Source organism: Pseudomonas sp. LBUM1645 (genome assembly GCF_059716185.1).
Window position 1 is genome coordinate 1,951,269 of the sequence record NZ_CP166811.1, and the last position, 12,848, is coordinate 1,964,116.

Here is a 12,848-nt window from a genome sequence, read left to right on the forward strand (position 1 = left end):
AAGATCAAAAGATCGCAGCCTCGTTTCACTCGACAGCTCCTACAGAAGCGTCGCTCGTTTCAAGATTTTGTATTGACCTCTTTATGTAAAAGGATTCGCCCCATGGCTGTGTTGCCAGAACTTGAAGCATTTCTCGAACTCGCCGAGTTCGGCCGGATGACCGGCAAAAGTCGCGCGATGCATGAGCAGTCGCCACAACAGGCGCGGCTCGATTTCGAAGCGTCGTCGGGGTTTCTCGATGTGCCGCTGGACAGCGTTTCCTGTGAAGACTTCACCATCGCCGCGCGAGATGGCCACAGCCTGTCGGCAAGAGTGTATCGCGATGGGCAATCGGTCGATGGGCTGCAACCGGTGGTGTTGTATTTCCATGGCGGCGGGTATGTGGTTGGCAGTCTCGATTCTCATGATGCGTTGTGTCGGCGGCTGGCCTCCCAAGGTGGTTTTGCCTTGTTGACGGTGGATTATCGTCTGGCGCCGGAATGGCGGTTCCCGACACCGGTGCAGGATGCCTGCGATGCGGGGAACTGGCTGGTTCGCGAGGGCGCGACGCGTGGCCTGGACGCAACGCGAGTGGCCGTGGCCGGTGACAGCGTGGGTGCGACGCTGGCAACAGTGTTGTCGATCATGGCGGTGCGTGAACCTGAGGAACTGGCGTTGAAACCCAAGGCGCAATTGTTGGTGTACCCGGTGACGGATGCCACGACCAAGCGCGCGTCGCATCGGGATTTTGCCGAGGGTTATTTGCTGGAGACGCCGACGCTGGATTGGTTCTATGCGCATTACGGGCGTACGCCGCAGGATCTGGCTGATTGGCGGTGCTCGCCGTTGCTGGCGGAGGATCTGTCGGGTGTGGCGCCGGCGCTGGTGTATTTGGCCGGGCATGATCCGTTGCATGACGAAGGGTTGGCGTATGCGGATCGGCTGCGTGTTGCCGGGAATGAGGTGACGTTGCTGGAACAGCCTGGAATGACCCATGACTTTTTGCGTATGGCGGGGTTGTTGGGGGAGGTTGAGGGGATTCATGCGGAAGTAGCAGGGTGGGTACGTTCGTGGTTTTGATTTGACGTGAAAAAAACCGCCATCCCTGGATAAGGGGTGGCGGTTTTTTTGTGTCCGGCGGAAGGTATTTGGTGGCTCTACAATCGCCATCGTCGGAATGCCGCCCAGACCAAGCTCGCTCCCACAGGGGTTTTGTAGACACTGGAGATCCAATGTGGGAGCGAGCTTGCTCGCGATGGCGGCATGAGACTCACCACAAATCATCGCCCAAAAAAAATGCCCGTATCGCGAGATACGGGCATTTTTCATTTCAGCTCAGCCACTCAGAAATCATACTTCGCGGTGATCTGCAGGTTACGTGGCTCGCCGTAGAACGTGGTGCCGAAGTTGCCCAGGCCGGTCAGGTACCTCTTGTCGAAGACGTTGTTGGCATTGGCGGTGAAGCTCAGGTGTTCGTCGTATTGATAACGGGTCATCAGGTCCACGAGGGTGTAGCCACCTTGCTTGAGCATGGTGCTGCCGCCCTCGCCACCGCCCACGTTGGGGCTGTAGCTCTGGCCGTAAAACGCGCTCTGCCAGCTGACACCGCCACCGACGGTGAACTGGTCCAGCGCGCCGGGCAGACGGTAGGTGGTGAACGTACGAATCACGTGTTCCGGTTTGCTGGTGGCCAGCGGGAAACCGAAGATGCGTTGTTCGTCCTTGTCACGGGTGCGGGCGTAGGTGTAGCCGGCAGACACGTTCCAGTCCTGAGCCAGTTCGCCGGCCAGTTCCAGTTCCACACCATTGGTGGTGGCGCCGTCGGTGGCTTTGAAAATGCCATCGCCCGTATTCAAATCGGTGCCGACCGATTGCGCGACGTTGTCCTGCTCAATGCGGAAGAAGGCCAGGCTGGCGTTCAGTTTGCCTTCGAAGTAGGCCGCTTTCAGGCCGGTTTCGTAGCTGTCGCCTTCGACCGGTGCCAGGGTCGAACCGTTGATGTCCTTGTTGATCTGAGGCTGGTAGATCTTGGTGTAGCTGCCGTAGACCGAGTAGGTATCGTTCAGGTCATAGACCACACCGGCGTAAGGCGTGACGACGCCATGTTCCTTGTAGCTGGCGTGAGTGTCGGTGAGGGTGCCGCCCGGATAGTAGGAGTAATCCTCGTTGTACTTGAAGGTACTCAGACGGCTGCCGAGGATGAACGACAGGTCGTCGGTCGGACGCAGACGTGTGGCCAGGTAAAGGCCGTTCTGGCTCTGGGTGCGTTCGTACTTGCCGTTTTTCGGGAAGTCCTGTTTCGGCAGGCTGCCGTTCCAGTCATAGATGCTGCCTGGGACCATTTCGAAGGCGCTGGTGTCGTACGTTGCACCGGTCTGGCGCGAGTGGGACGCCATGAAGCCGGCCACCAGTTCATGCTCGCGACCACCCAGGGAAAACGGACCGGAGACGCTGACGTCTGCGGTGTTCTGCACGCGATGGCCTTCCCAGCGACCCCAGTAAAAGAAATTGCCTTCGCCCGTGGCGCGGTCCGCGTAACCACCGCTGGCCGAGGCCAGTTGGGTGTCGTGATCGGTGGTTTTCTGGTCGAAGCTGGCCTTGAATTTCCAGTCATTGGCCAGAGCCTGTTCTAGCGACGAGAAGTAGGTGACGCTGTCGAAATCACGACGGCTCCAGTCAGCACCAGGGTTGAAACTACGAGAGAAGTCAGTACGGCCACCGTCGGTGAAGTACGGCGAGTTACCGGTCCAGGAGCTGCCGCGCGGGGTGGCACTGGACTTGTCGACGCCCAGGGTCAGCAAGGTATCGTCCGTCAGGTCGGCTTCGAGGATGCCGTAGAACAGGTCTTTCTTCTGGCTGTAATGATCGATGTACGAATCTTTGTCCTGCAGGGCACCGACGAAGCGACCGCGCACGCTGCCGGAATCGTTCAGCGAACCGGAGATGTCGCCTTCGGTGCGGTAGTTGTCCCAATAACCGGCGGTGGCGCTGACCGACGCCTTGAAGTCCTTGGTCGGTTTCTTGCGGATCAGGTTGACCGTGGCGGACGGGTCACCCGCGCCGGTCATCAGGCCGGTAGCGCCTTTGATGACTTCGATGTGGTCGAGGCTGGCCGCATCGTCGCTGTTGTTAGGGTTTTCACCGTACACGCCGTCGTAGGGGATGTTGACGCCGTCGTACTGAAAGTTGGTGATGGCAAAGCCACGGGCGGAAAACTCGGTACGGTCACTGTCGTACTTCTGCGTCGTGATGCCGGGGGTGTTGCGCAACGCGTCGCCAACGCTTTGTACGCCGCGATCGTCCATCTGCTGACGGGTTATCACGGTGACCGATTGCGGAGTCTCGCGAATGGTCAGCGGCAGCTTGGTCGCGGTGGTGGTGGCGCCGGTGGTGTAGGAACCGGTGTCTTCAGTGGTCAGGCCCAGGGCCTGGCCGGAAATGGTGGTCGCGCCCAGTTGCAGGCTCGAGCCGCCGCCGGACACCAGGGTGACGCTGTTGCCGTTGATCTGGAACGAGATGCCGGTGCCTTGCAGCAGGGCCTTCAGGGCATCGGACGGTTCCAGGGAACCGGACACCGCGCGAGACTTGATCCCTGCAACCTGATCCGGGCTGTAGAGGATTTGCAGATTGGTCTGCATGCCCAGCTCGGTCAGCGCGTTGGAAAGCGATTGACCTGCAATGTTCACTTTTACAGGTGCAGCATTGGCCATCGAGCTCCCCAGCAAGGTGGCGGTCAGCAGTACGCTAGTGAACAGGGTGCGATGCAAAGTCGAGCGCTGTACGGCCAGCGCGAGAGGTGTGCGGCGTGTTTGAGGTCGCATTACTTACCTGAGCTCCTGAAAAAGTGTTGTGCAGAGTTTTTGTTAATAGGAATGATTATTAGACGCAGCACGAACGTAAAACCGGAAAGAAACCGGAAAAATAAAATTCCGAAGGGTGGAAGGAGTTAGATTTTTCGCGGTCCTGTGGCGAGGGAGCTTGCTCCCGCTGGACTGCGCAGCAGTCCCATTTTTGGGGCCGCTTCGCGACCCAGCGGGAGCAAGCTCCCTCGCCACAAAGATGTGTTCAGCGATCAGGCGGGGGCGAGTTCGGTGACGACTCGTCCGCTTTCCATGCGCACCAGTTGGTCCGCCACGTCGAAGTAGCGGTCATCGTGGGAAATCACGATGATGGTCTTGCCCAGACGCTTGAGGTCCGGCAGCAGCTCGGTGTAGAAAATCCGTCGGAAAGTCGGGTCCTGATCGGCCGCCCATTCATCGAACACCAGCACCGGACGTTCCTCCAGCCACGCATTGACCAGGGCCAGGCGTTTGCGCTGGCCGGTGGAGAGGTCGGTGGTGGTGAAGTTGCCGTCCTTGACGCTGACCTTGTGCGCGATCTCCAGCCGTTGCAGGTATTTGTTGGCGTCTTCGGGGATGTGCGTATCGCCCTGGATCACGTCATCGAACAGGTAGTAGTCAGCAAAAATGGTGGTGAACAACTGGCGATAGTCATCGCGGTTGGCGGCGTCGATCACTTCGCCATTGACGTGGATTGCTCCCTGCTGCGGCGTGTACAGACCCAGCAGCATTTTGATCAGCGTGGTCTTGCCGCAACCGTTCTCGCCGACAATAAAGGTGATGTCGCCTTGCTTGATCGTCAGGTTCACCGGCCCGAGCTGGAAAGGTGCAGCGCCTTCGGCAGCCGGGAAGCTGAAACGTACATCGGCCAGCTTCAGTTCGTGCACCGCTTGCTTGACGTTGCCTTTATCGCTGAGCAGCAGATGAGGTTCCGGGGTGGAAAACTGCTCCGACAATTCGGCGATGCGGCGGAAGGCGATCTGCGCGCGGCTGACGATGGGCAAGGTGCTGATCAAATGCTCCAGCGGGCCTTTCATATAAAGCAGCACCAGCACAAAGCCGCTCATCACGGTTTTGTCGGCACTCGGCCAAAAGGTTTGCAGGGCCAGGGCCAGGCCGATCACCACGAAGAACAGCATCGAGCCGAAGGTCTTGGCAATGACGAACGTATTGATCGAACGCACCTGGGTGTTGCAGATGAACTCGGCCGTAGCCTTGATCCCCGAGACGAACATGCGCTGGCGGCGTGGACGATGAATGCGCAATTCCTTGGCGCCTTCGGCAATCGCGTTGTAGTGCTTTTGCAGTTCATCTTCGGCCTCTCGGGCGGCCATGAAACCCTGCACCCCTTTGCTCTGGGCGTAGGCCTGAATGGCGGTGCCGATCAGGATGGCGGCGACCATGATCAGGAACATCGGCCACGACAGAATGGCCAGGTAGCCCATGCAACCCAGGGCCACGGTGACGGAAATGGCCAGCGGCGCGAAGGCGAAAGCGAAGTCGCTGATGGTGTCGACGTCGTGGGTCAGCACCGGGATCAAACGGTGGCTGCGATAGCGCTCGATCTGTTCAATCGGCGCCGACAGGACTTTCTCGCCCAGCTGTTTACGCAGTTTGGCGATGATGTGCTGGCCGACATAGTTGGTGCCGATGTCCGAGCAGATCGAACTGGCCAGCGCCAGCAGGCACAGGCCGGCGAACAGGGCGACGACGCCTTGGGTCAGGCCGGTGTCCGAATGCAGGGCGTTGTTGATGGTCGCCAGCAATACCGTGACGCTCAGGCCGCCGACCATGCCCAGGAAAATGGACGCGGCGACGATGAGCCGAAAGGGTTTCAACAGGGCGAACAATTCGCCGATGGCGCCACGGGTAGGCTGGGTCATGGAAGACAGTTCCTTGGGTCGTGAAGGCAGATACCCAGTAGAACGTCTGGTGGAAGGCTTAATTTACAAGGTCACCGACTGGCGGCGGGGCAATGGTCACTGACTTCACACACAACCTTGTAGGAGCTGCCGAAGGCTGCGATCTTTTGACTTTGCTTTTAAAAACAAAATCAAAAGATCGCAGCCTTCGGCAGCTCCTACAGGGGGTTAGCGTATGGCTTAGAGGTCGCGCACGATGCGGAAACCCATCCAGTCGCCGCGCTCTTGCGGGTACTGGCTGTTGCGGTTGCCGGAACGGGAGAACACCGGCGCTTCCCCCCAGTCGTTGCCACGAATCCGCACGGCTTCGCATTTGGGTTCGACCCAGGCGCTGCCATCGGTGGGCGCACCGACGTAATCAGGGTGTTCGCAGTCTTCTACCCATTCGTAAACGTTGCCGTGCATGTCGTACATGCCGAAGGCGTTCGGCGGGTAGCTGCCCACTGGCGAGCTGAAGCTGTAACCGTCCGCCGGGCCATAGGTGTTGGCGTGTTTGCTGATGCTGTATTCCTTGCCCTCATCGAACGGGAAGGGGAAAGGCCCTTTGCTGCCGCCCCGCGCGGCATATTCGCGTTGGGCCTCGCTGACCATGTGGTACTTCTGCCCGGTTTTTTTCGACAGCCAGGCGACGTAGTTTTTCACGTCGTCGAAGTTCATGCACACCGCCGGCTGGCGCGGACTTTGCGGATAACGCGGCTTGCTGGCGACGCACTCGCGACCCGGCCGGGTGTCGCCATTGGCGATGGTCACGCCACTCTCGCGCACGTAGCTGTCCCATTCACCGGCGGTGACCTGGAAGCGGCTCATGGCGAACGGTTTGGCGAAGGTCACCTGGTGCATCGGACTTTCATCAGGCTCGCGCCCGACTTCGTCATTGGGGGTGCCCATGGTGAAGGTGCCGGCCGGCAGCACGACCATTTCCGGGCAGTCTCGGCAGTCTTTGAACACTTTGCCTGGTGGCGGGGTGGCGGCAGCCAGGGCGGCGCCAGGCAGCAGGCCTGCCACGAGTGCGGTCAGGGCCAGTGCCTTGAGCGGCAGGTTCAGCAGATCTCTGTTCATGTGTTGTCTCAATTTAAAAGAAAACGGGATGTCCCTGTGGCGAGGGAGGTCTTGCTCAACACGGCCATGAAACGGTCGATATCGTTTTCGGTGTTGAGCAGGCCGGGGGCGATGCGGATCACCGGGCCGACGTCGCGGTCCACCGAGTCGCAGACCACGCGGTTTTCCATCAGTTGGACGGCGACTTTTTCGCAGTCGCGATCCTTGATCCGGAAGAAGGTAAAACCGGCCGACAGGTCCGGGCTCTTTGGCGTCACCAGTTCGATCTGCGGGTGCTCCAGCAAGCGGTTTTTTGCATAGGTATTGAGCGCGTGGATGCGCGCCTGCACCTCGGCCTTGCCCAGGTCCAGGTGCAGCTTGAAGGCTTCGTTCAGGGCCCAGCGATGCTCAAAGCTGTGATAGCCGCCGGGGGTCATGATGGTCGAGAAGGTGGTGGCTTCGGAGAACGTCGGGATAGTCGGCGTCACGTCCTTGAGTTCGGCCGAACGGGCGCAGATGATCCCGGTGCCGCGCGGGCCGAACATCCATTTGTGGGTGCCGGCGATGAAGAAATCGCAATGCATGTCGGGGAAGTCGAGGTCCTCGACGCCGAAGCCATGGACACCGTCGACCACATACAGGATGCGGTCCTTTTCTGCGCGGTTGCGGTTCTGCTCGTCCACCAGTTTGCCGATCTCGCCGATCGGCAGTTTGACGCCGCTGCCCGATTGCACCCACGTCATGCCGAGCACTCGGGTTTCGGGGCGAATGCCTTTGGCAATCGAGCCCAGCACTTCATCCACGGAAATGTTGTGGCTGTTCTCGAACAGCTTGAGCTTGCGAACCTTGACTCCGTCCTTTTGCTGGCGGTAAGCCAAGGCATAGTTCGTCGCGTAATGTTCGTGTTCGCTGGTGAGGATTTCCTGATCGGGGCGCACGTGAATGCCGCCGTAGATCAGTGAAAGGCCTTCGGTGGTGCTGCCGGTAAGGGCGATCTGCTCGGGCTTGGCCTTGAGGTAGCGACCGGCCCAGACGCGAACTTCCTGCTCGCGTTTTTCGGTTTCCCCCAGGTCCCAGTCCATGGCCCGGCCGGGGTTGCGGTCGAGGTTGGCGCGGTGCATGTCGATCGCTTCACGCACCGGTCTTGGGTGTGAGGTCACCAGAAAGTTGGCGAAGTGCAGGTAATCCGGGTCCTGATTGAACATCTGGCGTAGTTGCGCCCACTTATCCTTCGGCAGCGGCGCCGGATTGGCGGCCAGCGCCGGCAGATTCACGGCAGCGCCCAGGGGCAGGCCGGCCGCGAGAATACCGGCCTGCTTGAGGAATGAACGACGGTTGGTCATGAGCTCGGTTCGCTTCTGCAAAAGAGAGAATCAGTTTTTCGCCACAGGCTTGGAAGACTTCTGCACCTGGTCCCAGACCCGCAGGAAGTTGCCGCCCCAGAGCTTGGCGATATCGGCTTCGCCGTAGCCGCGACTGATCAGCTCGGCCGTTACGTTGCGGGCCTCGCTGACGTCTTTCCAGCCGTCCAGACCGCCGCCGTCGTTGAAGTCGGAACTGATGCCGACGTGGTCGATGCCGATTTTCTTCACCGCGTAGTCGATCGCGTCGCCGTAGTCCTTGAGCGTGGCCTTGGGTTCCTCGTCGACGATGGCGTAGAGCTGACTGGCGTACTCGCCGAAACGTTGTTCGGACCAGACGGTGATCACCGGATCGCCCGGCATCAGCGCCATCTCCAGGCCTTGCAACGGTTGCAGGTCGAAGCGTGCACGCAGGGCGTTGAGTTTGTCCTGGGTGGCCTGGCTGAGCGGGCGGATGTAGGTCGGGAAACCGACAATCTGCACCACGCCGCCGCTGTTCTTGATCAGCTGCATTTCCTGATCGCTGAGGTTGCGCGGGATGTCCACCAGCCCGCGTGGTGCCGAGTGGGACGCGACCATCGGTGCACGGCTCAGTTGGGCGACTTGCTCCAGCGCCTTGGTCGACATCTGCGAAACGTCGATGATCACACCGAGGTCGTTGAGGCGGTGCACGGCCTGCTTGCCGATCTCCGAGAGGCCGCCGAGGGCGTCGCGGGAATCATTGAAAAACGGCAACGGCCGGGACGAATCAGCCCAGGCGTTGTTGCCCACGTAGCTGAAGCCGAACATGCGCATGCCGCGGGCCGCCCACTTGTCCAGGGCGTTCAGGTCGTTGCCCAGCGGATAGGCGTTGAGCATGCTCATGAAGATCGCGAACTTGCCTTCGCCATGCAGGCGTCGGAAGTCGTCGGGGGTGTAAGCGATGGCGACCTGATTGGGGAAGTCGCGAACCAGGGTGCTGATGATTTTGTAGCGGGTTTCCTGCTCGAACCGTGCTTCGTCGACGAAACCGGCGGTGGGGCGGTGCGGGGCGTTGGCACCGTTCCAGATTTCCGGCCAGCCAAAAATCGTCAGCGCCGCGCCGGACAAACGTCCGCGTCCGGTCTTGACCAGGTCGAACTGCCCGGTGCCGTCCTTGTCCGCTTCATTGCCGGCGGTGCCGAAGTCCAGCGGGACGGTGACGTGGCTGTCGAAGGAGAGGATTCGCTCGTGCAGCTCATCGGCCTGTTTCATCACCTTGACCGGGTAGCCGGGATTGTCCTTGAACCAGTAATCCCAAGCCGCAAAGCCTGCACCGGCGCTGATCGCCAGGGCCAGCGGCAGGCCGATGTAAAGAGCCTTTTTCGAACGTGGTTTTGTCATTGCTGTCTCAGTCAGGTTCGCCGTTGGGGGGGGCAGGCGCAGGGGCCTTTGCTATCTGGGAAGAACGAGTGGCCGACCATGGAATTTAGGTTGTCCTCAAAAAGATCGCAGCCTTCGGCAGCTCCTACATTGGTAAGGCTTACTCCCGTAGGAGCTGCCGAAGGCTGCGATCTTTTCGGGAGCACCATAAATTTCGGAGGGCGACGTACGTTCTAGCTTGGATAAAGCCTGCTTCATGGCTGACACAGGTAGGGCAATGACGATTTCTCGACGATGGTTCATGGCAGGCCTGGCGCTGACCGGTGCCGCCGTGCCTGCGGCTTTTTATGGGCATCGTGAATGGACCAGACCGGATCCGACGATCACCCCCGGCGAAGCGTCTTTCGATGTCGCGGATGTCGCTGGCCAACACTTGGCGAACACCTTGCGCGGTGTCTGGCAGATTCGTTTCGAGGGGCCTGACGCCGGCATCGAAGGCCTGCCACGGGACGGGCTGGAGGTGTTTCTCGACATCGGTCACAAAGGCCGCGGCCTGAGCGGGTTCCTCGACACCGCCGAGCGTTTGCGTTCGAGCGAAACGCCGCGTTATCGGGTGCTCGGCGATCTGGCCGGCGCCAAACCGGCGCAATTGAGCTGGCGACTGCTCAGCGTCAACGGTACAGCGGATTACGAATTCAGCATGGCGCTGGACGAAGTCTGGGCCGGTTTCGGCAACGCTGGCAGCGGCACTCTCAGTGGTCGGGTGGTGAATCTGGACCGTCCACTGATGTTGACGGCCCAGGACAACCGCTTCATTGCCGTCAAGCGCGTGTTCCCCGAAGCCCGCGAGCGCACCGGTCTCAATCCGTCGTTGCTGGCCTGGCTGGTGTCGCCCGAGCACCGGCTGTTTCATCAGCTCTGGCATGCCTCCCGGGACAAATGGCACACCCTGTCCGAAGACAAGCGCGGTGCCCTGCGCGGCATTGGCTGGCAGCCTGGCCCGCGAGACAAGGAGCGTGATGCCCGTGGCGCGCGCAAGGATCGTAACGGCTCGGGCGTGGATTTCTTCTTCATGCACCGGCACATGCTCGGCAAGGCGCGCTCCCTGCAAGACTTGCCGTCCTGGTCGCATTTCCCCTTGCCCCAGCCGGAACTGGCGCGTGATCGCGTCGGGTTCGCCCGTTATTTCGACAACCACGACGGCACCGCGCTGCCGCCGACCTGGCTGGCCGACGACGATGCCGAGTACTCGCAATGGGTCAGCGACATCAAGACCGCCGAGACCTACCACAGCAATTTCCAGGTATGGGAATCGCAGTACCGCGATCCGCGCTATCTGTCGAAATTGACCTTGGGTCAGTTCGGTTCAGAGGTCGAATTGGGGCTACACGACTGGCTGCACATGCGTTGGGCCTCGGTGCCGCGTGATCCGTCCAACGGTCAGCCCGTACCGTTCGCCCGGGATCCAGCGGATTTTTCCGCGCGCTGGTATGCGCCGGAAAATGACTTCCTTGGCGATCCGTTTTCGTCTCATGTAAACCCGGTGTTCTGGCATTTTCACGGCTGGATCGATGATCGACTGGAAGACTGGTTTCGTGCGCACGAGCGCTTTCATCCGGGGCAGGTCAGTCGGCTTGAGGTCAATGGCGTGGCGTGGTTTGCGCCTGGGCGTTGGGTCGAGATCGATGATCCGTGGCTCGGCCCGAGCACCCATGGCTGCAGCACCACGCCGGGGTTACAGGCCGGCAAGTCGGTGGAGATGGACCCGGAAACCATGAAGCTTGCGTTGCGGATTACCTTTGGTGATGACGAGAAGAAACTGGCGGATCTGTTCCGCAAGGTGCCGCAGCGGCCTTGGTATGCTCGGCATTTGAAGGCCAAAGCCTAGATCAAAAGATCGCAGCCTTCGGCAGCTCCTACATTGGCATGACGTACACCTGTAGGAGCTGCCGAAGGCTGCGATCTTTTGATTTTTAGAGTGTCTGCCACCCTCCACCCAGCGCTTTGTACAACGCAATACTCGCCTGCAACCGCGACAACCGCAGCTGCACATTCAAATCCTGCGCCGCATACAGCGTGCGCTGTGTCTCCAGCACCGTCAGCAAATCCTCGGCCCCGGCCTGATAACGGCTTTGCGCAATGTTGAATGCCGTCTGCGCCTGGTTCAGCTCTTCACCTTGCCACTGCCGCTGTTCATCCAAACCGCGAATGCTGTTCAACGCTTTTTCCACATCGGCGAACCCATTGATGATCGCCCCGCGATACGTCTCCAGCAGTTCTTCCTGACGGGCCGTGGCCTTGTCGCGCTCGGCGCTCAGGCGACCATTGTTGAAGACCGGTGCGAGCAGTCCGGCGGTGAGGTTGTAGAAGGGGTTGCGCAGGACGTCGGCGGCGCGGTCGGCACCGGAGCCGATTTCTGCGCTCAGGGTTACGGCCGGCAACATGGCGGCGCGGGCGACGGTGACGTCGGCTTGTGCGGCGGCCAATTGCGCTTCGGCGCGGGCGATGTCTGGGCGACGGCTGATCAGCTCGCTGGGTAGGCCAGCGCCAATGGTCGGCCATGACAGTTGATCAAAGCGTTCCTGACCCAAAGACAATTCCTGCACCGGCCGGCCGAGCAGGGCGGCAAGGCTGATCTGTGCGTCCTGAGCCTGTTGCTGCACCAGCGGCAATTGTCGCTGTTGCGCGGCGACCAGGCTCTTCTGCTGCGCCAGCTCCAAAGCCGTCGCCGAGCCTGAGTCAAAACGCGTCTGCACCAGTTTCAATACATTTTGCGCGTTCGCCAGATTCAGCTCGGCGATGCGACTTTGCTCGCGCAGCGACAAGCTTTGCGCGTAGGTGTTGGCAACGCCGCTGAGCAGCGTCAACTCCACTGTCGCCTGATCGAATTCGCTGGCCTGCAAGCCGAATTGCGCACTGTCGCGGGCGGCGCGTTGGCCGCCCCAGAAGTCAATTTCGTAAGTGGCGCTGAGGTTGGCGTTAAAGTAATCGACGGCCTTGTTATCGCCGTCGGCATCGAGCTGGCTGTAGCCGTTGCCGCGCAATAGTTTCTGCCGATTGGCGTTCAGGCCGGCCTTGACCTCCGGCAGCAGCGTGCCGCCGGCAATCACGGTGTCGGCCTGAGCCTGGCGCACCCGGGCGATGGCGGCGGCCAGATCGTAACTGCCGACCCGCGCCTGTTCGATCAGGCGATCAAGCTCAGGGCTGCCGAACTGCGTCCACCATTGCAGGTTGCTGCGGGTAGCGCTTTGAGTGTGTGGCGATTGCCAGGCAGCGGGCGGCTGGAGGCCGCTGTCCGGACGCTGGGCGGGACTGCCGCAGGCGCCGAGCAACAGGCAGAGGGTCAGCAGGCTGAGTTGCGGCTTCAT

Annotated in this window: 8 protein-coding genes; 2 read left to right on the forward strand and 6 right to left on the reverse strand. The window is 60.7% G+C overall.

The genetic code is table 11. From position 1 onward, the window contains the following. Positions 1–102: 102 nt before the first annotated feature. Positions 103–1,059: an alpha/beta hydrolase gene (locus tag ACA079_RS08580; protein ID WP_497703198.1), complete on the forward strand. Its 957-nt coding sequence runs from the start codon at positions 103–105 to the stop codon at positions 1,057–1,059. A 263-nt stretch (positions 1,060–1,322) separates the two neighbouring features. On the opposite strand, the gene ACA079_RS08585 is transcribed toward ACA079_RS08580, so the two are convergent. The 5 genes from ACA079_RS08585 to pvdM all read right to left on the reverse strand — a co-directional run bounded on the left by ACA079_RS08585 (position 1,323) and on the right by pvdM (position 9,501). After that, the gene (locus ACA079_RS08585) at positions 1,323–3,800 is read right to left on the reverse strand and encodes a TonB-dependent siderophore receptor (protein WP_497703199.1); all 2,478 of its coding nucleotides are present in this window, start codon (positions 3,798–3,800) and stop codon (positions 1,323–1,325) included. 251 nt (positions 3,801–4,051) lie between these two features. Next, positions 4,052–5,701, reverse strand: a complete 1,650-nt coding sequence (locus ACA079_RS08590; RefSeq protein ID WP_497703200.1) for a cyclic peptide export ABC transporter — start codon at positions 5,699–5,701, stop codon at positions 4,052–4,054. Between the two features lie 219 nt (positions 5,702–5,920). After that, the gene (gene pvdO, locus ACA079_RS08595; RefSeq protein WP_497703201.1) at positions 5,921–6,799 is read right to left on the reverse strand and encodes a dihydropyoverdine dehydrogenase; all 879 of its coding nucleotides are present in this window, start codon (positions 6,797–6,799) and stop codon (positions 5,921–5,923) included. A gap of 8 nt (positions 6,800–6,807) precedes the next feature. Continuing rightward, a complete protein-coding gene (gene pvdN, locus ACA079_RS08600; RefSeq protein ID WP_497703202.1) occupies positions 6,808–8,121 on the reverse strand; it encodes a pyoverdine-tailoring periplasmic protein PvdN in 1,314 nt (437 codons plus the stop codon). 30 nt (positions 8,122–8,151) lie between these two features. Next, positions 8,152–9,501: a pyoverdine-tailoring dipeptidase-like protein PvdM gene (pvdM, locus tag ACA079_RS08605; protein WP_497703203.1), complete on the reverse strand. Its 1,350-nt coding sequence runs from the start codon at positions 9,499–9,501 to the stop codon at positions 8,152–8,154. A gap of 256 nt (positions 9,502–9,757) precedes the next feature. Between pvdM and pvdP the strand changes: the two genes are divergently transcribed. Further along, on the forward strand, positions 9,758–11,368 hold the full coding sequence (pvdP, locus tag ACA079_RS08610; protein ID WP_497703204.1) for a pyoverdine maturation tyrosinase PvdP: 1,611 nt from the start codon (positions 9,758–9,760) through the stop codon (positions 11,366–11,368). A gap of 85 nt (positions 11,369–11,453) precedes the next feature. Here the strand turns inward: pvdP and ACA079_RS08615 are convergent, their stop codons facing one another. Continuing rightward, entirely contained in the window at positions 11,454–12,848 is a 1,395-nt protein-coding gene (locus tag ACA079_RS08615; protein ID WP_497703205.1) for an efflux transporter outer membrane subunit, read from the reverse strand.